A 26,956-nucleotide genomic window follows, 5' to 3' on the forward strand; every position below is an offset into this window, starting at 1 on the left:
TGTAAAAGTGTCCCATTTTGTTCCCCTTCCCTTTGAGGCCATCGGATTTCGTTATATTTAGCTTCAAATTAGGAATAGCCGAATGTTTCTTGTTTTTCCAAACTTCAATCTCTTTTCGACGCCCCTTTTGGTATTAGTGAGTCAAGGCATCATTTTTGGGCTCCTTTTACTGCAAAAATTCTGGAAAAAAAATACCCTCCCGTATCTGTTTTTAGCCCTGCTGGTACTCATCACCTGTTACCATCGTACCACCTATACTATTGGTTTTATGGAATGGTACGATACGTATCGCAACACCAAGATCAACTACTGGCTCATCAATTTTTCCTTAGCCATAGGCCCTTTGATTTACTTTTACGTAAAATCGATCACTGTTTCCAATTTCAGCTTTAAACAACAACATCTTTGGCATTTTATTCCCGCCTTGGCGTATGCCTTGTTCAGAATTGTCATATTTGTATACGACGCCCGGCAGCCTGGTTTTAGCGATACCCAAAACGGTGTCCTAATGTCGAAACTTTTCATGGGACCTACAGGGACCTTTATCGAAACCTTTAGTTTATTGCAACAGCTTCTTTACCTCTCCTTTTCGCTACAGCTCTATTTTGCCTATCGCAAACGAATCAAGGATTATTTTTCCAATACGTACAGGATTGAACTGAACTGGGTTCGCAACTTTCTCTATATCTATACTTTTTTGTTTCTCTATTCCATCATTCAACAACTGGTCGATTTTACAGTGACCGAATTGAGTTGGATACAAAAATGGTGGTACCAGTTTTTCTCCGCTCTCGCGGTTATCTACATAGGGATCAAAGGTTTTTTTACCGATACCTCTTCCCTGACAAGCCTCAATTTCCCTGCTAACGGTCAGCTAGCAGGGGAACGTTCCGTGGCCTATGAAAGTTTAGTGCCGACCAAACCCATTGGTAATCTCGAGCTTGAAGCCAACAAAAAAAGGCTACTTGACTTCATGGAAACCCAACAACCCTATCTGGACCCGGAATTGAACTTAAAACAATTGGCCGACGCCTTGCTACTAAGTCGAGCCCAATTGTCGGAAACCATTAATACCGGTTTTGGCAAAAACTTTAACGATTTCGTCAATGAATATCGGGTTGAACTGGTCAAAAAACTTTTTTCCGAAGGGAAGCAGAAAAAACTTTCATTGCTAGGCGTTGCCTACGATTCGGGTTTTAATAGCAAGGCCACCTTCAACCGTGTCTTTAAAAAGTTCACCGGTAGCTCTCCGTCCGAATTCCTCAAAAACGTAAGCTGAGCGAATAACCCGGTACCATTTGAGACGTCTCAAATCGTATTTGGGACGCTTCGGGTACCATTTGAAACCCGCAGTCACCATTCGATTCGCAATTTTGACCTGTTCAATCTTAAAAATCGATTTCGATGAAAAAAAAACTAAACGCACTGATTACTCCCAGATTACAGGAACATTGGATTGCCGATTTGACGTTTGCGATCATCAGATTTGTTTGCGGCGTTTTATTGGCCATTGATTTTGGAGCTTCCAAATTTGGGATGCCCTGGACGCCCGACGGCCAAAATCTTAAATTGTTCGAGGTAGCTGCTTGGTTCCCCGAAGATGTGGCCCAATATGGAGGAATCTTTGCGGTCGCCCCTGCTTTTTTCGCGTGGATGGGCGCCTTTAGTGAAGCCGTCGGTGGCCTATTCCTGGCATTTGGCCTCAAAACACGGGTGGCTTCCTTTCTTATTATGTGTACCATGTTGGTGGCCATCTTTCTTCAGAAATGGGGTCAAGGCACTTGGGGCATGCTTCCGGCCATGGGATTTCTTTGGGTAGCCATCTATCACCTCTATTTGGGTTCGGGTCGATTTGGGCTGGACTTCGTTATCGCAAACAAATTACAATTCATTAAAACCTAAAACTATGAGAACTATTCTTTTACTGGCGTTGGCCTTTTCAATAAACGCCTTAAACGCACAAACCACCCTTACCGCATCCGACTTTAAAAATCTGGATGGTACTTCATGGAAAGGCAATTTGATGTACGTGAACTACGGTGATGGTCGAGAGGTAAAGCTACGCACCACCATGCAACTAAAAATTAAGGGTAACAAAATCAGTATGGACACTCAATATACCGATGAGCCCAGCGCCAATGGAACCGATACCATTAAAATCAGTAGCGATGGCAAGTACTTGGGAAAAGAGGAAGTCATCGAAAAAGAAGTCGGTGAAAACGGGTATCTGAAAATTGTGACCCGCTATGAAGGGAAGGATAATAATCGACCCGCAATTATGACAAAGACCTATCTGATCACTGAAAATACGTTCTCGGTAAGTAAGGAGGTATCCTACAAAGATACCACAGAGGTGCTGATTCGGAATAAAACATCCTACACAAAACTATAAAAACAAGGCCATGATGATACAGCGATCCAAAAACCTCGTCCCCCTACTGTCCATAATTTTTGTGTGCTTTACAAGTTGTGTCCAGGAAACCCATCTAAAGACGGTTACATTTAAGGTGGATGCAACAGCAATCGACAGCATCACCGCAGTAGGAATCAAAGGAAACTTTACCTCTCCCCCTTGGGACCGAATCATACCGATGTCAGATGAAGAACAGGATGGCATCTATGAGTTGAAGGTTACAAGGAAAACGGCCGATCATCAAGCCGAGTTCAAATTCGTGGACCAAAACGGAATTTATGAGTTGAAGGGTCAAGGCAATAGGGTACTTCATTTCAAGTATGAACCTGAGAGGCTGACCTATATTGCAAGATTCAATGATCCCCATGGAGAACAAATAAAACAGTAAAACCAGCGATATGAAAAAGCTACTAGTATTAATGGTGTTCGTAGGAACGACCGCCATCGCCCAGGTGAAAGGAAACGGGAATATAGAGACAAGGGGCTTCCCCGCTACGAACCTGACGGATTTGGAGATCGGCCTCTATGCCGATATTCTTATAGACCCAAGCAAACCTGAAGGGTTCCGAATCACTACCGATAGCAATTTGTTCGACTTGATCGACACAGAGGTTGTGGACGGTACCCTCAAGCTCGATCAGGACGAGTGGATACAGGCTTCGAAACGGATGAAAATCGTCATCGGGGGCCCAAACATCAAACGTGTACAGCAAGGCACCAACGCCATGGTCAGAATCATTAATCTGGATACGAAGACGTTTAATGCCGTCGCACTCAATGGAACGATCCTCATAAGCGGTAAAACCGACATCTTGGGAGTGGGGGCTGAAAACGGATGGGTCGATGCGGGACAAACCAAAGCCAAGGAGGTATTCCTGAACATCTGGGGACATGGGAAAGCGGTTATCGACCCCATCGACCTTTTGGATGCCAAACTTTCAAAGGAAGCCAGTTTGGAACTTATAGGGCAACCTAAAAGAATAAAGGGAAACATTAAGAATGCGCTTTCCAATGCAAATTCGGTTACCAATGGAACAATTCGCTATATCAGTTTCAAAATAAAGAACAATTCCAACAATAGAAATAATTTCTATGTCATTGGCCCAAAGCCCGACGGTAGGAACTTTAGCTACGGCTTTCCCATGATGCCCGGCAAGGTTCGAAAGGAAAAATGGACAACGGGAACCAAGGTATACAAGGTAAATCCACTAGGGTTAAAGAAACTCCTGGTAACCATTAAAGCGACCGATGAGGATACTATCGTAGAATTATTTTGAGGGTATCCATTGTATCGTGCTTAGGCTTTTCATATAGTCGTCGTAGGTCCGAACAGGGAAATAGCATCGCAATTAAAAAAACCAGATAAATGTTAGTTTTTAAAAATGATATGGTCGCATTCGAACAACAGCTCAAAATGCTTCGGCACTTGATGGAATACGAGCGTATTTATCGCAATCCTGATCTTAATTTGACCTTGCTGGGTAGTAGGCTACGAATTTCAGAACGCAGCACCTCCAAACTTATCCAACGAGGCTTCGAAAAATCCTATACGACCTTCGTGAACGATTATCGACTCGAGGAGGTATTATATCGGTTGCGTAACCGTCAGTATATTACGCATACGATTATTGGCCTTGCCTTGGAAGCGGGATTTCCCTCCAAGTCGACCTTTTACCGATTCTTCAAGGAACGACTCGAGATGTCTCCTTCCGAATTTGTGAAACGGCAACTTGAAAACAAAACCTCCTGAACACTTTTTAGGACATTCACTGCACTTTTCGGGACTCTAGGTACATCGCTCTGTGTTATCATTGCCTAACAGTCAAAGGAATGGCCTTGGTGACTATCATCGTGAAGGAGATGACCGGCAAGCTGCCCAAAGAGAGAACCGCGATCTGATCTAAAAACCGACCGAATAAGAGAACGAAAGAACCAATAGATATCCCCGCCTTGATGAAAATAATCCGAAATGGAATCAATGTTCTAAAAAAAACCAATGTGAACATTGTAGTAGCTAGTACAGCCCTTTTTGTGAGTTTTTCAGCATTGCTCATTTCGGTACAAGAAGTACGCATACTTAGGATGCAGCAAAAAGCCACTATGTATCCTTACCTAACCCTAGGAAAAACATACAATTCCAGAGGTTTTGGAATTGTCCTCAAGAATAGCGGTAATGGATTGGCAAGGATTAATTCATACCAGATCTTTAACGATAGTATTTACTTCAAAGATTGGGAGCAAGTGCTCAAAACACTGGCTCCCGAAGCGAAGAACATCAATTTTGATGTTATTAGCACCAATGGCAACATTCGAAATAAAATGATAACACCCAATGAGGAGGTGAATATCATTTTTCTTCAATGGACCGACGAAACCAGAAGATTGGAGCGCACAATGCATTCCCTGCAGCTAAGAATTTGCTATTCCTCCCTACTTGATGAACATTGGGAACTACGGAAAGAAACTCCCATAACGATCGACACCCGATGTACCGCGGAATCCACGAAAGAGTTTGGTACGTAAACCGTTCGACCAATTACGTCTCTCCACCCGATTTTGGCAACATCCTAGAAAATATTATTCTACCAAAATAATGGTTTCCCTAGGGGGGCTTTTCATTTTCTTTGTGCTAAGTTTACAATGGTATCCAAGAAGAATATCGATGGTAGATTTGGTTTTAAAGGAGCGATTTTCAATTCCCAAAGCAAGGCTGACCCCCCTCGAAGGCTATGAAAGTACCAATTTTAAAGTAGAAAGCGATAAAGGGGTCTTTGTATTGAAACAATATCCCTTTACCGAAGAGACCTACACGTTACTAGAGGCGGAAAACAAACTTTTAAGTACTTTGGGGACCAACAAGGAGTATGCGTTTTCCAATGCCCTTCTTTCCAACGAAGGTATGGGATTGACGGTAGCAAACGGATGTATCTATCGCTTGCTGACCTATGTGGAAGGGGATTTTCTAGGGGATGTCGAGCATTCCGAGTCCCTACTCCACTCCCTGGGACTCTTTTTAGGTAAAATGGACCAAACTATCTCCCATACCTACGATGCTGCCATTGCGGCCAAAACTACCCGTTGGGATCTACAACACTTTAAGCGTAATTATCGTTACCTCCCTTACATTACGGACCCTAAGCAAAGGAGCCTGGTTGATTATTTCTTTTTGCAGTTCGATGAAAACGTTTATCCGGTACAAGATGTATTACGAATGGGAATCATTCACAACGATGCCAACGACTGGAACGTTCTCACCAAGAATGGGAAGGTGTCTGGCATCATCGATTTTGGTGATATGTGCCATTCGTGGCAAATCAATGAATTGGCCATCGGGATTACGTATGTGATGATGGGAAAGGAAACCCCATTGGCGGTGGCAGCAAAGGTCATAAAGGGTTATCAAACCGTTTTTCCGCTGGAAGAAGTCGAGGTCGATGTGCTTTATTATCTAGTAGCGGCCCGATTATGTACCAGCGTCTGCAACTCCGCTTATAGCAAAACGCTGAAGCCCGACTCTTCCTATATTATCGTCAGTGAAAAACCCGCGTGGGACCTTTTAAAAAAATGGCTGACCATAAATCCCATAAAAGCGGGTGACGTATTCAGAAAAGCGGCAGGTTTTAAACCTTCCCCCAAAAGAAAGTTGGTCCATCAGCTAGAGCGCAGGAATACCTTTTTGAGCAGTGCCCTTTCCCTAAGTTATGATAGGCCTCTTCAAATGCATCGATCGGCCTTCCAATATATGTATGATACGGAAGGGAACGCTATCTTGGACGCCTATAACAATATCATGTTGGTTGGGCATTCGCACCCCACGGTGGTTCGTGCCGGGCAGCGGGCCATGGCGAAACTGAACACGAATACCCGCTACCTCTACGACGAGTTAATGGACTATAGCGAGCAACTGCTCTCCAAGTTCCCCCCTTCTTTGAACAAGGTGTTTTTCGTGAACTCGGGCAGTGCTGCAAGCGACTTGGCCATACGGATTGCCATGACCCATACCCGAAAGCGAAAGGTAATGGTTTTGGAACACGGCTATCATGGCAATACCCGTATCGGAATAGATATTAGCCACTACAAATACAATCACCAAGGAGGCCCCGGCCAACAAGACTATATTCTGCCCACCCCAATGCCGAAGGCCTTTGGGTCGGGTATGCCGGACGATGGAACTGCGGGAAGGCATTTTGCAGAGATTGCCACGGAAGAGATGATGGAACATCAAGATATAGCCGCCTTTATTGCGGAACCCATCGTAGGCTGTGGCGGACAGGTACCTTTGGCCAATGGATATCTCAAAGAGTTATATCCAAAAATACGGGCACAAGGAGGAATATGCATCAGTGACGAGGTCCAGGTCGGATTTGGTAGATTGGGAGATTATTTCTGGGGGTTCGAAATGCATGGAATCGTCCCTGACCTCGTAATCCTAGGGAAACCTATGGGCAACGGACATCCCATCGGGGCCGTTGTCACCACGACGGGGATAGCGGAGAGCTTTGACAATGGGTTGGAATTCTTCAGTTCTTTTGGCGGAAATCCGGTTTCCTGTGCTATCGGACTTGCAGTGCTCCAAGTTATCGAAGAGGAAGGTCTTCAACAGCACGCCAAGGAAACCGGGGATTATTTAAAATCACTATTGGATGAACTGAAACGGCATTATCCCCAAATAGCCGATGTTCGGGGCAGTGGTATGTTTTTAGGGATTGAAATAGAGGACAAGGAAGGGGCACCGAACACTGTTTTGGCCTCCAGACTCAAGAATGCACTTCGCGAAAAAAATATATTGATCGGTACCGATGGTCCCTTCGATAGTGTGCTTAAGATCAAACCGCCCTTGTCTTTTAATAGGACGGATTGCAGAATACTTGTCGGCGCCATCGAATCGGTATTATCGGATTTTGCTAAAAAATGATACTTTTGACCTGAAAAAAATCTTTTGGAATATGCAAAACAACCTCCTCGGAAATATTGGTTTGGCACTTTTACGTATTGTCCCCTCGGCATTGATGCTCACTCACGGAATTCCCAAGTTTCAAAGGCTCATCAGTGGTGAAATAGAATTTGGGGACCCCATAGGAATCGGTCCTGCACCCTCGCTTTTCCTAGCGGTTATCGGGGAGGTACTATGCCCTATATTACTCATACTCGGTTTTAAAACCCGTTGGGCGGCCATTCCCGCGGCAATTACCATGGCAGTAGCCGCCTTCATCGTACATGCGCCAGATTCATTGCAGAAAAAGGAGATGGCACTATTGTACTTGGTCTTTTTTGTTGCAATTGCCCTTTTAGGCCCTGGCAAATACAGTATTGATAGAAAGTAGTTAGAGAATCTTTACCAATAGTTCTTTAAGTAGGTCGGTCTGGGGAAGTGCATTGGCGCCTACCCCTTTACCCTTTAGGTCCATTTCACGAAGATGGGAAACGATTCGACTCACTTTTTTCATGGGATAGTTTCTCGCCGCTGTCTGGAATTCGCCCACAAAATAAGGATTGATGCGCAGGGCACTGGCCACATTCTTGGGGGAATGGTCTTGGAGACCGTGATACTTGAGCAATTGCGAAAAAAAGGTATGCAATAAGGTTACCGTCAATACAAACGGGTTGTCTTTCGGATTCCGTGCAAAATAATTGATAATGCGGGTCGCCTTGACCACGTTACGTTCTCCAATCGCTTTTTTCAGCTCAAAATTATTATAGTCCTTACTGATGCCTATATGTTCCTCTATATGCTCGGGACTTATCTCGGTGCCTTTTGGTAACACCAATTGTAGCTTTTCCAACTCATTGTTGATACGGCTAAGGTCCGTACCCAAAAATTCCGTCAACAGGACGGCTGCCTTGTGGGAGATAGGGTATCCTTGTGAGCCCAGTGTTTTTCGTATCCAATCGGAAACCTGGTTTTCATAAAGTTTCTTGCTTTCAAAGAGCACACCGTTCTTTTGAATGGCCTTGTATAGTTTCTTGCGCTTATCCAGTTTTTTATATTTATAACAGACTACCAGCACCGTAGTAGGCTGTGGATTATCGGCGTAGGCCGTTAGATTTTCTATCGTACGGGATAAGTGCTGCGCTTCCTTGACGATCAGCACTTGCTTTTCGGCCATCATCGGATATCGCTTGGCGTTTCCAACAATATCATCTATGGTTACATCCCGGCCATAGAGCGTCATTTGGTTAAAACCTTTTTCCTCCTCCCGCAGTACATTCTCCTCGATATACTCGGCAATTCGGTCGATATAATACGCTTCCTCCCCAAACAAAAAATAGAGGGGGCTTGTATTTCCATTGCGTATGGCCTCTACTATTTTTCTAACTTCATCCATCCAAAAAAAAATACCAAATTTGTGCTATGCAAGCACTACACTTTCCTGCCTATGACTTTCGTTTCAAAAGTAGCGAAAATAAAGTCCAAATTTTTGACGTCATCCGTAAAAAATTCGTGGTCTTGCAGCCAGAGGAATGGGTACGTCAGCATGTGGTACACTATCTCATGCTGGAAAAAAAATATCCAAAAAGCCTCATCAATGTTGAAAAACACCTGAGCCTGAACGGAATTAAAAAAAGATATGATGTAGTGGTCTTCAATCCGACCGGGGATATCGGGCTCTTGGTAGAATGCAAGGCCCCTTCGGTTTCTATTGATCAAAGCGTATTCGACCAGATAGCAAGGTACAATATGCGATTAAAGGCAGTTTATCTGATGGTGACCAATGGTCTGGTTCATTATTATTGTAAAATGGACTATGGGAATGAGAAGTATACCTTCCTGTCCGACATCCCCGATTACAAGCGTTAACCATCACTATTTATGTATCGGAAACGATTTTGTGACCGCTTTGTGACCGAAGTATACCACCACCATTCTAAAATATTTCTTTACTTTGTCGGCTTTCATGGTAAACTACAACGCCACCTATAAGGATTTGGCAACTATTCATGTCAAAAATCGCCATTGTCATATTAAATTGGAACGGACAGCTTTTACTGGAAAGCTACCTTCCTTCGGTACTACGGTATTCGGAAGATGCGGATATCTACGTTGCCGACAATGCTTCTACCGACGGTTCCGTTGCTTTTTTAAAAGCGCATTTTCCAAGTGTAAAAATAATCCAGAACACCGTGAACGGGGGGTTTGCCAAGGGCTATAACGATGCCTTGAAGCAGGTTGACGCAGATATTTTTTGTCTTCTGAATTCCGATGTCGAGGTCACCGAAAACTGGCTCGTTCCTATTCAAAGACTTTTTGCCGAAAATCCCCAAATAGCCATCGTACAGCCAAAAATTCTGGATTTGATCAAAAGGGATCATTTTGAATACGCCGGGGCCGCAGGCGGTTTTTTGGACCAACTTGGGTATCCGTTCTGTAGAGGGCGTATTTTTCAGGCCTTGGAGAAGGATGAAGGGCAGTACGATGACACCAGGGAAATCTTCTGGGCAACGGGGGCCTGTATGTTCATACGAAAAACAGTTTTTAACAGTCTGGGAGGTTTTGACGAGGCTTATTTTGCGCATCAAGAAGAAGTAGACCTATGCTGGCGTGCCAAGAATGAGGGCCATCAGGTATACTATGTCGGGGAATCAAAAGTCTATCACCTGGGGGGGTCTACCCTGAGTAATATGAACCCCAAGAAAACCTATCTTAATTTTCGTAACTCCCTTTTTTCGATTACCAAGAACCTACCGCGCAGAAAGGCATTGCTGATTATCATGATTCGTTTGTTATTGGACGGTGTCGCAGCCTTACGTTTCATCTTTCAATTCAAATTCAGCCATTGTTGGGCGATACTTCGTGCGCACTTTAGTTTTTACAGGCAATTCGGGAAGATGTACCGCAAAAGGGAAAAAGCCAATTTTATATTAAAGTACTATGTAGTTAAATCCATAGTGTGGTCCCATTTCGTACATCAGATAGAAAAGTTCAGCGATTTAGTAAAAGATTAACTAATTTCGCGAGAGCTAGATTCAGCGATTCTATAATTTTGTCGCTTATTTTGGATATCAAAACAAATAACAAACATTAATACTTAGCATTATAATTATGAAAAAAATCATTTTAGGCTGTTTAGGAATTACCTTATTACTGTCTTCTTGTGTGTCTCAAAAAAAATACGCCGATTTGGAAGCGAAGCAAAAAGAAACGCAAGATCTTTTGAATTCAGCGACGGTGAAGCTGAATGATTGTCTGGAGGAAAAGGCGACCGCTACTTCCCGGATGAAAACCTTGGAGGACCAAAACGCGTTCTTGAAGGCCAACAATCAGGAATTGATCAACAACATGGGCAATTTGACTACCTTGACCACCAAGGGAGCCGAAAATTTGGAAAAATCATTGGAGAGCCTGAAGGAAAAGGATTTGACCATACGAAAGCTGAACGATGCGATTACTCGAAGAGATTCCGTGAACCTGGCTTTGGTACAGAGTTTGAAAGGTGTTCTAGGAAATTTGGATGACGAGGACATCGAAATCAGTGTTGAGAAAGGTGTGGTATTTGTTTCCATCTCGGACAAATTGTTATTCAGCAGTGGAAGTTACAATGTGACAACCCGTGCGAAGGAAGTTTTAGGGAAAGTGGCCCAAGTAGTGAACAACAAGCCAGATTTTGAGTTTATGGTAGAAGGCCATACCGATGATGTCCCCTACAGTGGAAGAAATGGCGTTTTGTTGGATAACTGGGATTTGAGTGTGAAAAGAGCTACCGCCGTTGTCCGTATCCTGCAAAACGATTATGGTGTCGATCCCAAGCGTATGACCGCTGCAGGTAGAGCGGAGTACGTTCCGGTTTCTCCGACAGAGAAGTCTAAAAACAGAAGAACCAGAATTGTGGTATTACCCAAGATCGACCAGTTCTATAGCATGATCGAGGAGGGAATGAAAGACCCTGCAATCAACGATTAAGCTTTCAACATAATTTATAAGGAAAAGTGCGCCAAAGGGCGCACTTTTTTGTTACGAGGGTTTCGATACCAAACTAATCTTGAAACTTCCATCCATATGGAATGGAACCCCTGTTCTTCTAAAAACACTACTTCCTAGAAAATATCGACTGCTCCTTTTCCCTCCCGGATTACTACCGGCTCCCCTTCCGAAAGGTCTATAATGGTCGAGGCCACATTGCCGCCGTAGCCGCCATCGATTACGATATCGACTAGATTCCGCCATTTTTCATAAATCAATTCCGGATCGGTGGTGTATTCCAGCAGTTCATCCTCATCCCTTATGGAGGTGGAAACAATGGGGTTTCCCAAGCCTTCTACCAACGCCTTTGCAATGGCGTTGTCCGGCACCCTTATTCCCACTGTCTTCTTTTTCTTGAAATCCTTCGGGAGATTATTGTTGCCAGGGAGGATAAAGGTATACGGACCCGGAAGTGCCCTTTTCAATATTTTGAAGGTCGCCGTATCGATTTGCCTTACATAATCGGATAAGTTGCTCAAATCGGCGCAAATAAAAGACCAGTGGGCCTTGGCCAGTTTTACCCCTTTGATTCGTGCAATGCGTTCCAACGCGCGGGTATTGGTGATGTCGCAACCCAAACCGTATACCGTATCTGTGGGATAAATTACCAATCCGCCATCACGCAGTACATTCACCACCCTCTGAATTTCCTTTGGGTTGGGATTTTCCTCGTATATTTTGATAAACTCTGCCATGCTCGACACTTGTTACTTACTAAGGTACTAGTTATTCTTAGGATAATTGATCTTTCTTCCATTATTCCTATCGTGCTGCTATTCGATGCTCTTTGTAACATATCAGGACCACAAGGCCCTTGGTCTCGTTAAAAAAGCAGTGTCGGTTTGGTATCGGCACCTATTTGTACATCAATTTATTTCACCTGATACACCCTCACATAATCGACTTCCATGGTTGCGGGGAAAATGGCGTCATCGACCCCTTCAAGGCCTCCCCAATTACCCCCTACTGCAATATTCATCAAAAAATAAAAGGGCTTTGAAAAGGGCCAATTATCCTCATTATAAGTAGCCGGGCGAAGAAAGGAAAGCTTCACGTTATCCATATCATCGATATAGAACTTCAGGTATTTGTCCGTCCACAGCACCCCGTAGTTGTGAAACTCCTCCTCGATGGTATCCAGCGTCAACGGACCGGAGGTAATCTGGGTGCCTTTCACATGATTATTGGCCGTACTGTGAATGGAAAAATGCATTTTGTTGGGATCGAAACTCACATACTCCATGATATCGATTTCACCACATGCGGGCCAACCGACGGTCTTTATGTCCGATCCCAACATCCATAGTGCGGGCCAGATCCCGTTCCCCTTATGTTCGGGAATTTTTGCCCGAATTTCCATTCTCCCATAGCGAAAGGTTTTTTTGCTATTCAGTCGTGTAGAGGTGTAGTCGGCGGTACCGCTTTTTTCTTTCTTTGCGATGAGCTTTAACGTTCCGTTGCTCACCTCGACATTGTCATCGACTACGTAATTCTGCAACTCATTGTTACCCCAGCCGTGGGATCCGGTCTCAAAAATCCAGTTATCACCCACTAGGGCATCCCCATCGAATTCATCGTTCCAGACCAATTCTGCCGTATCCCAAAAATCATCGGCAAAAACATCCTCCGCAGTAGGTGGTACCGGTTTTTCTTCAGCCATCCTAGGGGGTTCTTGGATTTCGGAGTCGCCACAGGTAGTCAAAACCAGCAACATCAACGCTAGCGGACCCAACTCCATTTTGAGCGTTTTCATGGCAGTGATTTTTTGTGTGTTATGGTTCGTTTAAAGGGTCGCTCCGCGTATTGGAAAAGCGACATGCTATAGTACTTCCAATTTCGCAAAGCGCAGCAACAATTTTTTGACATCCCCCTTTTCAAATTGAATTTCAGCTTTTCTATCGTTTCCGGCACCTTCTATTTTTATGACCTTACCACGGCCGAAACGGGTATGGTTGACCAAGGAACCTTCCGCAAGACTGGGATCTATGGCATTGGTGTTTCCAACCGGTCTCGACAATTCGGGCTTCAATTTTCTAAGTTTTCTCAGTTGGGTCTCATTGGGTTTCAATACATTTGGCGGAGTTCCATTCTTCGGTTTCGACTGTCGCAACTTACTTTTGTCGACATCGCCGAAAATATTGGAATCTATCAAAGGTTGGTAACGGTATCCACCATCCAAGGGTGTAAGATTTTCCACATATTGCCCATCGATTTCCTCTAAAAACCTACTGGGCTCGGCATCGATCAGTTTTCCCCATCGGTACCGGTTTTGGGTATAGGTCAAATAGGCCTGTTGTTCGGCCCGTGTCAATGCCACGTAAAAAAGTCTTCGTTCCTCTTCCAGTTCACTCCTGGTATTCATACTCATGGCAGATGGGAAAAGGTCTTCCTCCATACCCACAATATATACATAGGGAAACTCAAGCCCTTTGGCCAAATGAATGGTCATAAGGGCAACCCTGTCATCATCCCCGGTATCCTTATCCAAATCGGTGGCAAGTGCTACATCTTCCAAAAACTCCCCCAAATCTCCTTTAGCATCCGCCAATTCTTTTTGCCCTTCCACAAAATCCTTGATACCATTGAGCAGTTCCTCAATATTTTCCATTCGGGCAATACCTTCCGGGGTTCCGTCTTTTTTGAATTCCAACAAAATCCCTGTTTTTTTGGCGACATGTTCGGCCAGGGCAAAGGCGTCGACCCCTTCGTTCATGATCTGAAAGCTTTTGATCATTGTCACGAAATCGCGCAATTTGATCTTGGTACCGGAATTGATCCTCAAATCAATTTTATCCAAATGCTCTATTACCTCGAAAATGGAACGGCCGTAATGATTGGCAGCGACCACCAATTTATCAATGGTCGTTTGCCCGATACCCCTTGTGGGAAAGTTAATGATGCGTTTAAGCGCCTCCTCATCCTTTGGATTGAGAACCAACCGCAAATAGCTCAATACATCCTTGATCTCCTTTCGTTGATAGAACGAGAGACCGCCATAGATACGATAGGGAATATCTCTTTTTCTCAACGCGTCCTCTATGGCACGCGATTGTGAATTGGTTCGATACAACACCGCAAACTCCCCATTGGCCATTTGATGTTGCATTCTATTTTCCCAAATAGATCCAGCAACAAAACGACCCTCCTCCGCATCGGTCGGACTGCGGTGTATCTTGATCATCGCCCCTTCATCATTGGCCGTCCATACGACCTTTTCCAACTGGTTTTTGTTCTTTGCGATAATCGAATTGGCCGCGTTGACAATATTTTTGGTCGAACGGTAGTTCTGTTCCAGTCGGTATACCCCTACATTGTCATAATCCCTTTGAAAGTTGAGGATGTTCGTAATATTCGCACCACGGAACGAATAGATACTTTGTGCATCATCGCCCACCACACAGATATTCTGATACCGGTCTGCAAGGGCTTTTACGATCAAATATTGGGAATGGTTGGTGTCTTGGTACTCGTCGACCAGTATATACCGAAACCGATCTTGATACTTCATCAATACCTCAGGAAAACGGTTTAGCAATTCGTTGGTCCGGAGCAGCAGATCATCGAAGTCCATCGCACCTGCCTTAAAACAGCGATCCACATAATTTTGATAGATCTCGCCCATTCTAGGTCGTTTGGCCATCGCATCGGCTTCTACCAATTCGGGATTATTAAAGTAGGCCTTTACCGTAATGAGACTGTTTTTGAAGGATGAGATACGATTCTGAACCTGTTTGTATTTATAAATATCCTTATCAAGTCCCATCTCTTTGATGATGGAGGCAATTAGTCGCTGGGAATCTTGTGTATCGTAAATCGTAAAATTGCTTGGAAAGCCCAGTTTATCGCCATCAAAACGCAACAGTTTGGCAAACACCGAATGAAACGTGCCCATCCAAAGATTTTTGGCCTCTGAGGCACCCACGATCTCGGCAATACGCTTCTTCATCTCACGGGCTGCCTTGTTCGTAAAGGTCAATGCAAGAATATTGAACGCATCGACGCCTTGTTCCATCAGGTGGGCGATCCGGTAGGTAAGTACCCGTGTTTTGCCCGAGCCTGCACCGGCTATCACCATCAAAGGTCCGTCTTTGTGGAGAACCGGGGCTTTTTGGGCATCGTTCAACTCGTCTAGGAAATTGCTCAACTCTTACGCGGTTTTAATAAACTGGTTCAAGATGTGAAATTAGCGATAATTGAGGGTTTACTAAAATCAAGTGAATCATAATTATAAACAATAACTGGTGATTCTCTCGATTTTGGATATATTTAGGGATTAAACTAAACACATGAGGAAGGTCTTACGCTTGCTGACCATTTTTAGTCTTCTTTTGTTACTGGTTCCCCTAAATGCCCAGAAGAGAACAAAGGGACCGATTATCAAGGAATTCGGGGAAGTCTTTGAAATCAAAAATCCGGATTTCAAGGTAGACACCACAAAGACTTACAAAGCGGTTTTCGATATCATGAATTCGCCCGAGGGCCATGATGCACTTAACAAAAGTATCGAGACGGCGGCACGATTTCTCAATATGCATGCCCAAAGTGGCGTTCCCTTGGAGCGGTTAAAGATAGCCTTGGTCGTTCACAACCAAGCCTCGAAGGATATCATCACCAACGAGGCATACCAAAAACGCTACGGCACCGACAATCCCAACCAAGCATTGATTAAGGCCCTATTGGACGTCGGTGGAGAAGTGATTTTCTGCGGACAGTCGTCCGAGTCGCGGGGCTTTCCCAGGGAAGATTTGATTGAGGGGGTACAGTTATCCCTTTCGGCCATGACCGCCTTGATCGATCTACAAAATCAAAACTATCGACTTATAAAATTTTAAATCAAAGCAAATGAAAAAATTAATGGTAGCAGGAATCCTATTTTTTAGCGCCGTGGCACTGGCACAGACCCCAGATCTGTCCAATGACTACAGCGCGATAGAAAACAAGGTAATCGAATGGCGAAGAGACATCCATCAACATCCCGAACTGGGAAACAGGGAGTTCAAAACCGCTGAAAAAATAGCGGAACACCTTACATCCCTCGGGATAGAAGTACAGACCGGGGTCGCCCACACGGGGGTAGTCGGACTTTTGAAAGGGGATCAGCCCGGTCAAGTGGTCGCTTTGCGTGCCGATATCGACGCACTGCCGGTTACCGAACGCAACGACCTTCCCTTTAAATCGACGGTAACCTCTGAGTTCTTAGGGGAAAAAGTCGGTGTAATGCACGCATGTGGACACGACACCCATACGGCTATTCTTATGGGGGTCGCCGAGGTACTTGCCAACAACAAGGACAAAATCAAAGGAACGGTCAAATTCATCTTTCAGCCCGCCGAGGAGGGTCCGCCACCGGGAGAAGAAGGCGGTGCACTGTTAATGGTAAAGGAAGGCGTTATGGAAAATCCGAAAGTAGATGCCATTTTCGGTCTCCACATCAATTCCCAAACTCCCGTCGGGATGATCAAATACAAACCTGGCGGCGCCATGGCGGCCGCGCAGAGCTTTACCATCAATGTGAAAGGGAAACAGAGCCATGGGTCGCAGCCGTGGTCCGGGGTAGACCCTATTTTGATCAGTGCCAAAATAATCGATGGACTTCAAACCATCATCAGTCGGGAGGCAGAGTTGACCAATGAAGCCGCCGTTATCACCGTCGGAAAAATCAAAAGCGGGGTACGGTTTAATATCATTCCCGAAAGTGCCGAAATGATAGGCACCATACGCACCTTGGATTATGGAATGAAAGACCATATCAACAAACGTATGAAAGAAATGGTCGCGACGATTGCCAAAGCCTATGGCGGCGAGGCTACCTGCGAAATTCGGGAAGCCACTGAGATTACCTATAATGAGCCCGCGCTGGTAGATCAAATGTTACCAACAATTCAACGTGTTGCGGGTCCTGAAAACGTAAAGCTGCAAAAAGCCATTACCGGGGCCGAGGATTTCTCGTATTTTCAAAAGGAAGCTCCTGGTTTCTTCTTTTTCCTGGGAGGAATGACCCCGGGGAATACGGAGTCGTTTCCGCATCATACCCCGGATTTCCTTATAGATGATAGCGGCCTTTTATTGGGAGTAAAGGCGTTGACCGAAATGAGCCTGGACTACTTGAACAGCGCGGACAATTCGGCCGTTGCTCCAACCATCAAAGGAAAATAATACGCGGTGGGGCAATTTGTCGATTTTTTTTCGGGCATCCCATGGTGGGCATGGGTGTTCTTTGTCATTCTACTCGTCGCCATCAGGGATATCTTCTTCCAACGCGCCCATACCATTTCGCATAATTACCCCGTCGTGGGACATTTGCGCTATTGGTTGGAAAGTATCGGGCCCGAGATGCGGCAGTATTTCGTAGCCAACAATCGCGAGGAGCTCCCTTTTAATCGCATAGAACGCGGATGGATATACGCTTCGGCGAAAAAACAAAACAACTACGAGGGCTTTGGTACCGACCGGGATATCTACGCCCATCAACACATCTTCATTAAAAACCAGATGATGGCCTACAGGGTACCGGACAGCCATCCCAATGCATCGGACAAAACATTTGTGCCCTGTGCCAAGGTAATGGGGGCTTATAACCGACGTCAAAAACCCTATCGTCCGGCATCGATTATCAACGTGTCGGCCATGAGCTTTGGTTCCCTCTCAGCAGCGGCCGTTGAATCCCTGAACAAAGGCGTTGCAAAGGCGCAAGCGTATCACAATACGGGGGAAGGCGGCCTTTCTCCCTATCACAATAAAGGGGGTGATGTTATTTTTCATTTTGGCACCGGATACTTTGGCGTTCGCTCGAAGGATGGCAATTTTTCCATGGAAAAAATGAAGGAACTGGTTTCTAGGAAACCGTGTATAAAGGCCATCGAAATCAAGCTTTCACAAGGTGCGAAACCCGGAAAGGGCGGGGTTTTGCCGGGAGCAAAAATTACTCCTGAAATAGCCAAAATAAGAGGCGTGGAAGTGGGGAAAGATGTCCTCTCCCCCGCTACACACAAAGCCTTCGACAATATCCCCGAACTTATGCAACTGATAGAGGATATTGCCGAAGAGACGGGGCTTCCGGTAGGCATCAAGGGCGCTATCGGAAAGCTAGATCAATGGGAGCAACTCGCCGACTTGATGCTCAAAACCGGGAAAGGACCGGATTTTATAACGGTCGATGGTGGTGAAGGCGGTACGGGGGCAGCACCTCCCTCCTTTGCCGACCACGTTTCCCTACCCTGGGTCTACGGGTTCTCGAGCCTTTACAAAGTATTTCAAACACGGAATCTCACCGAACGCATCGTCTTTATAGGAAGTGGAAAATTGGGGTTCCCGGCAAAGGCGGCCATGGCCTTTGCCATGGGTATCGACTGTATTAATGTCGCTAGGGAGGCCATGATGAGTATCGGATGTATTCAAGCACAGGTGTGCCATACCAACCGATGTCCTGCCGGTATCGCAACCCAAAACAAATGGCGGCAACGAGGTATCGACATTCCCTTAAAATCGGATCGTTTGGCCCAGTACTTCAAAACCTTTCGAAAAGAGCTGTTGGAGATCACCCATGCAGCCGGCTATGAACATCCCTGTCAGTTCAACATGCAAGACGTACAGGTAAACGTAGACGATACCGACTTGAATAGGGACCTAAAAGCTACCTATGGCTACGACAAGACCGAAGTTGCATTTACTTCGGTCGAGGAACTTTATCGATGTGAATATCTCGGCGGAAAGGATTTCCAAAAAACTTTCGAATAACATACTTTTGTGCAATTCATTCGATGAACGATCCCAGTTATTAATCTAGAAAACTACCCCATGAGAACATTTATACTCCTAACCTTCCTACTATGTGGCACCGCAGTATTCGGGCAGAAGAAAAGCGAGCTCTTTGCTCAAATCGAGAGTTTGAAATCGCAACTGGATTCGGTGAAAGGGCTGGTGTCCGAGGCGAAGAAAAATGAACGTATCAGTAAAGCGAAGGCCGAATCGTTCGAAAGTCAAGTATTGGAACTACAGGATGCCAATGCAACCTTGCTCAAAAACCTCAGTAGTTTTGCCGAAGTCTCCAATAAAAACTCGGAGAACATCAACAACGCCCTTGCAAGCCTATCGGAAAAAGAGGCCCAGTTAAAAGATATCAACGATGCCATAGCCAGTAATGATTCTACGGCCATCGTGGTGCTGACCAACGCCAAACAGTCGCTGGGCGAAAATGCAAGGGTCGCCGTTTCCAATGGGGCCGTTGTCATCTCGGAAAGCTTGGAGTCGCTCTTCGGGGATGGGTCAAAAAGTAACATCAGTGCAGAAGCCGAGCCTTGGCTCGGGAAAATTGCCGGGATATTGAAAGCCAACCCGAAAACGGCGTTGACCATTGAAGGACTCAGTATGACCGGGGAGTTGGATTTGGCCGCGCAACAAGCGGCAACGATTTCCTCGGTACTTCAAAAGAATTTTGAAATAGACCCGAACCGCATCATGGCACTTGGAAAGGACGGTAATTTCAAGGAAGGTATCAACTTTAAAATACATCCGAAGTTCGATGAGTTTTACTTGATGGTACGGGAAAATATGAGAAACGCCAATTAGTAGCCCCAATTGACTTTCCACATATAATTTTTGGTAAAAACCTTCGTTCTACATCGTGTAATCAATAGCCAAAAACATGACTGGAGAAGGAATATTTCAATTATTCGCTTATTTATTGCCCGCCGTGGTAACCGGAGCGGTCGCTTTTTATTTTTTTAGACTACATACCAATAACGAGGAAGGGAGAAGACGGTTTCTGTTGCATAAAGATTCCCAAAAAAATACCCTGCCGATACGATTACAGGCTTATGAACGTATGGCGTTGTTTCTGGAGCGCATCGCCATTCCCAGTTTGGTTGTTCGCGTGGCTCCTAAATCGCCCGACAAGAATGCTTATGAAAACCTGTTGATCAAGACCATCGAGACCGAGTTCGACCACAACCTTTCACAACAGATTTATATGACCGATGAATGTTGGAACATCATCAAGGCGGCCAAAAGTGCCACGATTCAGATGATCCGCAAGGCGGCCATGAGCGAGACCGATTCCGCCGACAAACTGCGGGAAGACATTTTGACCGAGACGATGGACAAGTCGTCCCCTTCGGCAACCGCCCTCTCCTTTGTCAAAAAAGAGATCGGCGATTTGTGGTAAAACCAAAAAGCGCAGGTAAAATCGATAACAAATCCTTTTGATCCATTCCGGGTACCTTTTGCCGACTAATCCAATTCAGGCTCGATTTGGTTGAGTTCCACATTTTTATACTTGGCGTAGTTATAGCCACTCTCCCACCAAGCCGTCATTTTCTCCTTGTCAAAAATTAAGGAGTTGGTAGTCAACACCGTTGGCGTGTAGTAAAAATTGATAATGGCATCATGATGGTTCGCTACCAGTTTTCCGATCCGAATATTCTGATGTTCGATACGATCCAGGATAAACTCAAAAATAGTGGTCAAGAGCGAAAATGGGTTTTTTGAAGGCATCCGATTAAGGTGACTTACCTCCGTCTGCAAAACGATCACATCGATATCCGTCGCCCCCCGTTTCACCGCCTCTTCTATGGGAACCATATTTCCAAGGCCCCCATCGGCATACTCGCAGCCATTTTTACGCACCAGGCTCATAAAGGGAGCATAATTACAGGAAATCCAAATCCATTCACAAAACTCATCGTAGCTATAATCATTGATACTTTTGTATTCTACTTGATTTAGGGAAAGATTGGAAACGGTCACGATAATCTCCATAGGGCCGTCCTTCAAGGTTTTAAACTCCTCGGGAGTGATACTTTCCTTAATCAATTTTAAAAGGTTATGACTTTCCCCAAAGGTCTTTCCTCCCCTATAAAAGTTTTTGAGAACATTCCAGTGGTTGATACTGATGTTGTGAACCCCGTATTTTTTTTCGATGTGGAACGGACAATTGCTAAAAATACTTTCCTGGTTCACCGAGGTGTAGACCGATTTGATTTTCTGGATTTTCTCGAGTGCCAGATGGGAAATCAACAGACTGCCTGTAGACGTACCCAGAAAAAGCTCGTAGCGATGCCCCAACTCCTGCATCAAGTATTGCGCCACCCCGCCCGCAAACGCCCCTTTGCTACCACCCCCGGATATGACCAGTGCCCGCATAATCAGTTCAATTTGCTTTGAATATACCGTTTTTCGTCCGGTTCTAGTTTGCCGACGAGCATCGAAATACGTTCTTTATAGACCTCATCCTGTAAAAGGCTGTCCAAAAGAGCTCGGGAAAACTTCCGAAACTGCCAGGAATGATGTGCCGTTGCTTCGGCCAAATCCAACAGATTCTGTTCCGTAAAACCGAAGGCCTCCTTAAGATACTGGAATGCGATTTGCCGTACTTCAAAAGAATATCGCGGATTGGTATATCCGCTCAATTCATCAAAGTAGTTTTTCGTATCCGAATCGTCGTAGCCGTTTGTCAATATGGCCAAAGTAAGCCATAACAAGCGAACATTTTTGTTTGGCAGTCCAACAATGCCTTTCGTCGCATTTAAATAGTTCGGTCGGTCCTCGGGATATGCCATCCAAAGTTGTAACAAGGCATTCTCAATGGTGAAATAGCTATGGTCTTCCAATAAGGTTTCAAATTGGGCCTTCGGAAACGTTTTTGGATCGTCGACCATCGACAAGGCTTGGCGTACAGTGACGGTGTCGGAAGCAAAGGCCTTCCCGATGATTTCCGCGGGCAGCACCTTGCCATAGTTGCCGACTATATGTTGTTTTAGGTGGATGGAAGTCGTTGTATTCCAATACCCCGAATAATCAATGTCATCACCCTGCGCCTGTTGTACATCTTCCTCCATTTTAAATAATAGCTCCAAGGAAGGCGAATCGGCTGCCAATACTTTTTTTGCTTGTACAAAGGGCAGGTCGTCGTTTACCAACCAATCCTCTTTAAACCGCGACAGCTCCTTGCCGCCAGCTCGTTCCATTTCATTAAGAAAATCATCCACCGTCACATTTTTAAACCGGTATTTTCTTAAATAACCTACTATCCCTTTTCTAAAAACGTCATCCCCGACATCGTGCCGTAGCATATGCAAGGCCCACGCCCCTTTTTCATAAAAAATGAGACTGCTTGCCTTGGGGTCGAGCAAGCTCTGCCCTTCCCCACGCTCCACCACTTCTTGCAATGCCAATAGGGAACGGTATAATTTCCAAAAATAATGGTCGTCCCCAAAAATTTCCTTTTCGGCCAAATAAGCATAGTAGGTGGCGAATCCCTCATGCAGCCAATGATGGTTGCCGTCGACTTCGGTGACCAGATTACCGAACCACTGATGTGCGAGTTCATGGGCATTCACGTTTACATAGTTTTTATCGACGAAGGCCGTAGAATCGATGACATACCCATCGGAAAAAATGGTCGTGCCCGTATTCTCCATTCCGGCATATAGAAAATCCCGCACCGGAATCTGTTTGTAGTTCTGCCAAGGATAGGGCACCCCGATTTCCGCTTCCAGGAAATCGAATATTTTTTTGGTATAACGGTAGGTAGGTTCGGCCCTTAGACTATCGCTCGGATAATAATGGTTATCTATGGGGATGCCACTTTCCGATGTCAATTGCTGTTTTTGATACTTCCCGATGGCCAGTGCCAACAAATAGCTGCTCATCGGATGTTCCATGTCGAAGGAATGAATAACATCACCGTTTTGACTACTTACTATTTCCTTTAACTTACCGTTGGCTACTACGTCGAATTTGGGATTGGCGCTTATATTCAAGTCAAATTCCACTTTTTCGTTCATGTCATCGAAGCTGGGCAGCCAATGGCTGGTGTACTTCCCTTGTCCCTGTGTCCATATCTGCTCATTTCCCTCCACATCGTCTTCCCACCCCATAAAATAGAGCGTTTGTTTGGGTTGTGTGGTGTATCCCAGGGTCAGGGTATGGGAATTCCCTTGCTTGAAAGGATGGTGAACGGTGATGGTATTTCCGTTATTGGTAAAGTTGGGTGTTTTCGAATCGAGCAATGCTGAAGTGAATTCCATATTTTTCGCATCCAGAAACACCGAATCCACGTTTTGCAAAACGGTAAATGTATAGGTCACGTGGCCGTTGATCTGTTTTTCCTCCGGAATGGGTTCCACGAACACCTCCCCCCGTATGAAATCGACCCGATCTTGCCGTTGTGCAAACGATTGGGTTATCAATAGGGACAAAATGATGAAATACAATACCTTCATATGGGGATGAAAACAAATAATAGGCCAAATTTACCATTTTAGTTTGTTGCACTTATAGGGTCGAAGCCCTAAATTCGTTGCATGGACATCCGTCTCTTACAGACACCGATCGTATACCTCAAGGGAGTAGGCCCGAATAGGGCCCAGACCTTGCAGTCCGAATTGGGAATCGGCACCTACCAAGACCTACTCAATCTCTTCCCCAACCGCTATATCGACAAAACCCAGTATTACAAAATTGGGGGGTTGCAGCGCAGCAACGCCGATGTTCAGATCATCGGAAAGATTATCAACATCAAGACCGTTGAGCAGAAACGGGGAAAACGGTTGGTGGCCACCTTTGTCGACGAAACCGGACAAATGGAGTTGGTTTGGTTCCGAGGTCAGAAATGGATTCGGGAAAACCTACAACTCAACACCCCCTACGTAATTTTCGGCAGATGCAATTGGTACAACGGGATGTACTCGATGCCCCACCCTGAAATGGAACTGCTTTCGGAACATGAAAAAGGACTCAAAGTAAGCATGCAGCCCGTATACCCCTCCACCGAAAAACTAAGCGCAAAGGGCATTACCAATCGGGTCATCAATAAACTGATGCAACAACTGTTCATGGAGACCAAAGGCCGTTTTTCGGAATCACTCTCGCCCCACCTGCTACAGGAACTAAAACTACTATCCAAAAAGGAGGCCGTCTTCAATATTCACTTCCCAAAAAACCAGAAGCTATTGGCCAAGGCCCAGTTTCGATTAAAGTTCGAGGAACTGTTCTTTATACAACTGCAGCTGATTTCCAAAAAACTGCTTAGAAAGCAAAAAATCAAAGGCTATAATTTCGACAAGGTCGGCCCGCTTTTCAACGAGTTTTATGCCAACCACCTGCCTTTTGAATTGACCGATGCCCAAAAACGGGTGGTGAAAGAAATTCGGGCCGATTTGGGAAGCAACGCCCAAATGAACCGCTTGCTGCAGGGCGACGTAGGTTCGGGAAAGACTATCGTGGCGGTCATGACCATGCTGTTGGCCATTGATAACGGTTTTCAGGCCTGCTTGATGGCCCCTACCGAAATATTGGCCACCCAACACTATAACAGTATTCGGCAGCTGTTGGAAGGCACGGGCGTAAGCTGTAGCCTGCTCACGGGTTCCGTGAAGCAATCGGCACGCAAACCCATCCATGAACAATTGGAAAATGGGGAACTACGCATACTGATCGGTACCCATGCCCTGTTGGAGGACAAAGTGAAGTTCAACAATCTGGGCTTGGCCATTGTGGACGAGCAACATCGGTTCGGGGTGGCCCAACGCTCCAAGCTATGGCATAAAAACGACATTCCGCCCCATATCCTGGTGATGACGGCAACACCGATCCCCCGTACCTTGGCGATGAGCCTGTACGGGGATTTGGATATTTCGGTTATCGATGAGTTGCCTCCCGGGCGAAAACCCATTAAGACGGTACACCGCTACGATAGCAATCGGTTAAAGGTATTTCAATTTCTGAGGGACGAAATCAAAAAAGGTCGGCAAATTTATATCGTTTATCCCTTAATACAGGAATCGGAAGCCCTGGATTACAAGGATTTGATGGATGGGTACGAGAGCATCGCAAGGGACTTCCCGCTGCCCGCCTATCAGATTTCCATTGTACACGGAAAAATGAAACCGGCGGACAAAGACTACGAGATGGAACGTTTTGTAAAAGGCGAGACCCAGATTATGGTAGCCACCACGGTGATCGAGGTCGGCGTAAACGTGCCCAATGCCTCCGTGATGATCATTGAAAGTGCCGAACGTTTCGGATTGTCACAACTGCATCAGTTACGGGGGCGTGTAGGCCGGGGAGCGGCGCAAAGCTTCTGTATTCTGATGACGGGCCACAAGCTATCCTCGGAAGCCAAGACCCGCCTGGAAACGATGGTCCGCACGAACGACGGGTTTGAAATTGCCGAGGTAGATTTGAAACTTCGGGGACCCGGGGATCTCATGGGGACCCAGCAAAGCGGTATTCTCAATCTGAAGATCGCGGATTTGGTGAAGGACAACGATATTCTAAAGACGGCTCGCTACTACGCCCTAAAAATCTTAAAGGACGACCCGGCACTGGAGCATCCGGAAAACCAAACTATCCGACATACCTATGCCAGGTTGATGAAGCATAAGACCATTTGGAATTATATTAGTTGATATCCTCGTTATTCTCCAATTTTACCATAAATCCGGTAATGGCATCCTTATTCAATTGATCGGGCGCCCTACCCTCGGCAATTTTCAGATGTTTTAGGGCTGTTTTATAATTACCCATAGCGGCATATCCCCTGGCAAGTCCAAAATCGACCGGCCAACTACCCTTGTGCATTTTAGCGTTTTTCTTGAATACTTCCATCGCCTTTTCCTTCTGACCTTGGGCAATCAGTTGTCTTCCATACCCGTGAATTTCAAATACGGTCCCCAAGGCCATGGCTTCTTCCATAACCGCATCGGCCGCCGCCGTTTTTCCCTGCTTTTCCAGAATACGGGCCTTAATGGCCAAATTGGTAAAGTTTTTCTGGCTAAAGAACTGTCCCTCGATCGCTGCATCAACCCAGCCAAGCGCCTCGTCCAAGTCCCCTCCATTGTTCAATGCAAAGTTGGCCGCCTGTTCCCAGGTCTGGCGATTGAAACCCGGTGAACTCTGTAGTTTCTCCCGAATATCGGTCAGCACAATGTTCGTAACATCAAACTCGACCGTAAAGGGAATTCGTTTCTTTTCCCAATCCAAGGCCACTACCGCCGCACGTGGCTCCACGTTTACAAAACTATAGGTGAGTTGTTCGGTATGGGGCGTCTCCGTTGTCTGCACATCTACCCGCAGCGCATCTTCGGAAGGGTCGTAAAAATAGCTTCCCCATGCGGTACTATTCTTGGAAAAAATCACAGTCGCGGAATCATCTTCATTGACGATCATGTGCAGTCCATACGTCCCTGCCGGTAGGGGTTGGCCTTCGATTTGGGCGTCGTGCGAAAAGGTAATCACCGTATTTTCGTTGGCACCGGCCCGCCAAGGGGACTCTTTCGCGGTACCAAACCCTAGGTTGTTCATTCCGTAGGGTACGAGGCTCCCCCAAATTTCACGGTCCCGGACACTGGGTCTGAAATAGGTAATGGTAACTTCGGAAATCCCGATGGTCTGTGTTACACTTGCTTTTTGACTTCCGGTCGGAAGCGTAAGCTGTGCGTTGGTTTCGGTCGAAAAAAATAGAAGCCCTACAAAAAAGAGCATCATGGCAGTGTTGTACTTTCGTTTCATTTTTTGATTGTTTTCTGATTACTAATTGATACAGGTTGTCTTCTTAAAAGTACGGTTCTGTGCGACTCGATTTT

At 45.5% G+C, this 26,956-nt stretch carries 25 protein-coding genes; 18 read left to right on the forward strand and 7 right to left on the reverse strand.

Annotated elements, in window-relative coordinates; translation table 11 throughout:
• The first annotated feature begins 82 nt into the window (after positions 1-82).
• The 9 genes from FK220_RS11965 (at position 83) to FK220_RS12005 (ending at position 7,737) form a co-directional block, all read left to right on the forward strand.
• Positions 83-1,279 carry a helix-turn-helix domain-containing protein gene (locus FK220_RS11965; RefSeq protein WP_152574565.1) on the forward strand — a complete coding sequence of 399 codons (1,197 nt, stop codon included), beginning with the start codon at positions 83-85 and terminating at the stop codon, positions 1,277-1,279.
• A 125-nt stretch (positions 1,280-1,404) separates the two neighbouring features.
• A complete protein-coding gene (locus FK220_RS11970) occupies positions 1,405-1,902 on the forward strand; it encodes a DoxX family protein (protein WP_152574566.1) in 498 nt (165 codons plus the stop codon).
• Between the two features lie 4 nt (positions 1,903-1,906).
• Positions 1,907-2,392, forward strand: a complete 486-nt coding sequence (locus tag FK220_RS11975; protein WP_152574567.1) for a hypothetical protein — start codon at positions 1,907-1,909, stop codon at positions 2,390-2,392.
• Between the two features lie 10 nt (positions 2,393-2,402).
• Positions 2,403-2,801 (forward strand): hypothetical protein, encoded by a 399-nt coding sequence (locus tag FK220_RS11980; protein WP_152574568.1) that lies wholly within the window; start codon positions 2,403-2,405, stop codon positions 2,799-2,801.
• Between the two features lie 10 nt (positions 2,802-2,811).
• On the forward strand, positions 2,812-3,690 hold the full coding sequence (locus FK220_RS11985; protein ID WP_152574569.1) for a GIN domain-containing protein: 879 nt from the start codon (positions 2,812-2,814) through the stop codon (positions 3,688-3,690).
• A gap of 89 nt (positions 3,691-3,779) precedes the next feature.
• Positions 3,780-4,163 (forward strand): helix-turn-helix domain-containing protein, encoded by a 384-nt coding sequence (locus tag FK220_RS11990; RefSeq protein ID WP_152574570.1) that lies wholly within the window; start codon positions 3,780-3,782, stop codon positions 4,161-4,163.
• A 248-nt stretch (positions 4,164-4,411) separates the two neighbouring features.
• The gene (locus tag FK220_RS11995) at positions 4,412-4,936 is read left to right on the forward strand and encodes a hypothetical protein (RefSeq protein WP_152574571.1); all 525 of its coding nucleotides are present in this window, start codon (positions 4,412-4,414) and stop codon (positions 4,934-4,936) included.
• A gap of 139 nt (positions 4,937-5,075) precedes the next feature.
• Entirely contained in the window at positions 5,076-7,328 is a 2,253-nt protein-coding gene (locus FK220_RS12000; RefSeq protein WP_152574572.1) for an aminotransferase class III-fold pyridoxal phosphate-dependent enzyme, read from the forward strand.
• A gap of 31 nt (positions 7,329-7,359) precedes the next feature.
• On the forward strand, positions 7,360-7,737 hold the full coding sequence (locus tag FK220_RS12005; protein ID WP_152574573.1) for a DoxX family protein: 378 nt from the start codon (positions 7,360-7,362) through the stop codon (positions 7,735-7,737).
• Here the strand turns inward: FK220_RS12005 and holA are convergent, their stop codons facing one another.
• A complete protein-coding gene (gene holA, locus FK220_RS12010) occupies positions 7,738-8,739 on the reverse strand; it encodes a DNA polymerase III subunit delta (protein WP_152574574.1) in 1,002 nt (333 codons plus the stop codon).
• A gap of 26 nt (positions 8,740-8,765) precedes the next feature.
• Here holA and FK220_RS12015 point away from each other — a divergent pair, with 26 nt between their 5' ends.
• From FK220_RS12015 to FK220_RS12025, 3 genes are all read left to right on the forward strand, one after another.
• Positions 8,766-9,212, forward strand: a complete 447-nt coding sequence (locus FK220_RS12015; RefSeq protein ID WP_152574575.1) for a type I restriction enzyme HsdR N-terminal domain-containing protein — start codon at positions 8,766-8,768, stop codon at positions 9,210-9,212.
• A 140-nt stretch (positions 9,213-9,352) separates the two neighbouring features.
• Positions 9,353-10,357, forward strand: a complete 1,005-nt coding sequence (locus tag FK220_RS12020; protein WP_152574576.1) for a glycosyltransferase family 2 protein — start codon at positions 9,353-9,355, stop codon at positions 10,355-10,357.
• Between the two features lie 97 nt (positions 10,358-10,454).
• Positions 10,455-11,312, forward strand: coding sequence for an OmpA family protein (locus FK220_RS12025; RefSeq protein WP_152574577.1), 858 nt, complete (start codon positions 10,455-10,457; stop codon positions 11,310-11,312).
• A gap of 134 nt (positions 11,313-11,446) precedes the next feature.
• Here FK220_RS12025 and FK220_RS12030 read toward each other — a convergent pair whose 3' ends face one another.
• From FK220_RS12030 to FK220_RS12040, 3 genes are all read right to left on the reverse strand, one after another.
• Positions 11,447-12,067 carry an L-threonylcarbamoyladenylate synthase gene (locus FK220_RS12030; RefSeq protein WP_152574578.1) on the reverse strand — a complete coding sequence of 207 codons (621 nt, stop codon included), beginning with the start codon at positions 12,065-12,067 and terminating at the stop codon, positions 11,447-11,449.
• Between the two features lie 176 nt (positions 12,068-12,243).
• Positions 12,244-13,125, reverse strand: coding sequence for a glycoside hydrolase family 16 protein (locus FK220_RS12035; RefSeq protein WP_238718995.1), 882 nt, complete (start codon positions 13,123-13,125; stop codon positions 12,244-12,246).
• Between the two features lie 66 nt (positions 13,126-13,191).
• Positions 13,192-15,516: an ATP-dependent helicase gene (locus FK220_RS12040; RefSeq protein WP_152574579.1), complete on the reverse strand. Its 2,325-nt coding sequence runs from the start codon at positions 15,514-15,516 to the stop codon at positions 13,192-13,194.
• A 142-nt stretch (positions 15,517-15,658) separates the two neighbouring features.
• Between FK220_RS12040 and FK220_RS12045 the strand changes: the two genes are divergently transcribed.
• The 5 genes from FK220_RS12045 to FK220_RS12065 all read left to right on the forward strand — a co-directional run bounded on the left by FK220_RS12045 (position 15,659) and on the right by FK220_RS12065 (position 20,535).
• Positions 15,659-16,204, forward strand: a complete 546-nt coding sequence (locus FK220_RS12045) for a DsrE family protein (RefSeq protein ID WP_152574580.1) — start codon at positions 15,659-15,661, stop codon at positions 16,202-16,204.
• 10 nt (positions 16,205-16,214) lie between these two features.
• Complete coding sequence (locus FK220_RS12050; protein ID WP_152574581.1) at positions 16,215-17,528, forward strand: amidohydrolase; 1,314 nt, start codon at positions 16,215-16,217, stop codon at positions 17,526-17,528.
• A 6-nt stretch (positions 17,529-17,534) separates the two neighbouring features.
• Positions 17,535-19,109, forward strand: a complete 1,575-nt coding sequence (locus FK220_RS12055) for an FMN-binding glutamate synthase family protein (protein WP_152574582.1) — start codon at positions 17,535-17,537, stop codon at positions 19,107-19,109.
• 60 nt (positions 19,110-19,169) lie between these two features.
• Positions 19,170-19,940: an OmpA family protein gene (locus FK220_RS12060; protein ID WP_152574583.1), complete on the forward strand. Its 771-nt coding sequence runs from the start codon at positions 19,170-19,172 to the stop codon at positions 19,938-19,940.
• A gap of 76 nt (positions 19,941-20,016) precedes the next feature.
• Complete coding sequence (locus tag FK220_RS12065) at positions 20,017-20,535, forward strand: DUF7935 family protein (protein ID WP_152574584.1); 519 nt, start codon at positions 20,017-20,019, stop codon at positions 20,533-20,535.
• A gap of 65 nt (positions 20,536-20,600) precedes the next feature.
• On the opposite strand, the gene FK220_RS12070 is transcribed toward FK220_RS12065, so the two are convergent.
• Positions 20,601-21,512: a patatin-like phospholipase family protein gene (locus FK220_RS12070; protein ID WP_152574585.1), complete on the reverse strand. Its 912-nt coding sequence runs from the start codon at positions 21,510-21,512 to the stop codon at positions 20,601-20,603.
• Positions 21,513-21,514: 2 nt separating this feature from the next.
• Entirely contained in the window at positions 21,515-23,593 is a 2,079-nt protein-coding gene (locus FK220_RS12075) for a M1 family metallopeptidase (protein ID WP_152574586.1), read from the reverse strand.
• An 81-nt stretch (positions 23,594-23,674) separates the two neighbouring features.
• Here FK220_RS12075 and recG point away from each other — a divergent pair, with 81 nt between their 5' ends.
• The gene (gene recG, locus FK220_RS12080) at positions 23,675-25,780 is read left to right on the forward strand and encodes an ATP-dependent DNA helicase RecG (protein WP_152574587.1); all 2,106 of its coding nucleotides are present in this window, start codon (positions 23,675-23,677) and stop codon (positions 25,778-25,780) included.
• Here recG and FK220_RS12085 read toward each other — a convergent pair.
• The gene (locus tag FK220_RS12085; RefSeq protein ID WP_152574588.1) at positions 25,773-26,882 is read right to left on the reverse strand and encodes a DUF2911 domain-containing protein; all 1,110 of its coding nucleotides are present in this window, start codon (positions 26,880-26,882) and stop codon (positions 25,773-25,775) included. The two genes, recG and FK220_RS12085, sit on opposite strands and share 8 nt — an antisense overlap.
• Positions 26,883-26,956 lie beyond the last annotated feature (74 nt).

The organism is Pelagihabitans pacificus (assembly GCF_009371985.2).
GTDB lineage: Bacteria > Bacteroidota > Bacteroidia > Flavobacteriales > Flavobacteriaceae > Pelagihabitans > Pelagihabitans pacificus.

Bases quoted from the DNA above. Each gene is read 5' to 3' on its own strand.
- FK220_RS11980 (WP_152574568.1), top strand. From the start codon at position 2,403: ATGATGATACAGCGATCCAAAAACCTCGTCCCCCTACTGTCCATAATT.
- FK220_RS12050 (WP_152574581.1), top strand. From the start codon at position 16,215: ATGAAAAAATTAATGGTAGCAGGAATCCTATTTTTTAGCGCCGTGGCA.
- FK220_RS12070 (WP_152574585.1), bottom strand. From the start codon at position 21,512: ATGCGGGCACTGGTCATATCCGGGGGTGGTAGCAAAGGGGCGTTTGCG.
- FK220_RS11985 (WP_152574569.1), top strand. From the start codon at position 2,812: ATGAAAAAGCTACTAGTATTAATGGTGTTCGTAGGAACGACCGCCATC.
- FK220_RS12020 (WP_152574576.1), top strand. From the start codon at position 9,353: ATGTCAAAAATCGCCATTGTCATATTAAATTGGAACGGACAGCTTTTA.
- FK220_RS12000 (WP_152574572.1), top strand. From the start codon at position 5,076: ATGGTAGATTTGGTTTTAAAGGAGCGATTTTCAATTCCCAAAGCAAGG.
- FK220_RS12060 (WP_152574583.1), top strand. From the start codon at position 19,170: ATGAGAACATTTATACTCCTAACCTTCCTACTATGTGGCACCGCAGTA.
- FK220_RS12035 (WP_238718995.1), bottom strand. From the start codon at position 13,125: ATGAAAACGCTCAAAATGGAGTTGGGTCCGCTAGCGTTGATGTTGCTG.
- FK220_RS12015 (WP_152574575.1), top strand. From the start codon at position 8,766: ATGCAAGCACTACACTTTCCTGCCTATGACTTTCGTTTCAAAAGTAGC.
- recG (WP_152574587.1), top strand. From the start codon at position 23,675: ATGGACATCCGTCTCTTACAGACACCGATCGTATACCTCAAGGGAGTA.
- holA (WP_152574574.1), bottom strand. From the start codon at position 8,739: ATGGATGAAGTTAGAAAAATAGTAGAGGCCATACGCAATGGAAATACA.
- FK220_RS12045 (WP_152574580.1), top strand. From the start codon at position 15,659: ATGAGGAAGGTCTTACGCTTGCTGACCATTTTTAGTCTTCTTTTGTTA.
- FK220_RS12075 (WP_152574586.1), bottom strand. From the start codon at position 23,593: ATGAAGGTATTGTATTTCATCATTTTGTCCCTATTGATAACCCAATCG.
- FK220_RS11975 (WP_152574567.1), top strand. From the start codon at position 1,907: ATGAGAACTATTCTTTTACTGGCGTTGGCCTTTTCAATAAACGCCTTA.
- FK220_RS12025 (WP_152574577.1), top strand. From the start codon at position 10,455: ATGAAAAAAATCATTTTAGGCTGTTTAGGAATTACCTTATTACTGTCT.
- FK220_RS12005 (WP_152574573.1), top strand. From the start codon at position 7,360: ATGCAAAACAACCTCCTCGGAAATATTGGTTTGGCACTTTTACGTATT.
- FK220_RS11965 (WP_152574565.1), top strand. From the start codon at position 83: ATGTTTCTTGTTTTTCCAAACTTCAATCTCTTTTCGACGCCCCTTTTG.
- FK220_RS11970 (WP_152574566.1), top strand. From the start codon at position 1,405: ATGAAAAAAAAACTAAACGCACTGATTACTCCCAGATTACAGGAACAT.
- FK220_RS11990 (WP_152574570.1), top strand. From the start codon at position 3,780: ATGTTAGTTTTTAAAAATGATATGGTCGCATTCGAACAACAGCTCAAA.
- FK220_RS12030 (WP_152574578.1), bottom strand. From the start codon at position 12,067: ATGGCAGAGTTTATCAAAATATACGAGGAAAATCCCAACCCAAAGGAA.
- FK220_RS12065 (WP_152574584.1), top strand. From the start codon at position 20,017: ATGACTGGAGAAGGAATATTTCAATTATTCGCTTATTTATTGCCCGCC.
- FK220_RS12085 (WP_152574588.1), bottom strand. From the start codon at position 26,882: ATGAAACGAAAGTACAACACTGCCATGATGCTCTTTTTTGTAGGGCTT.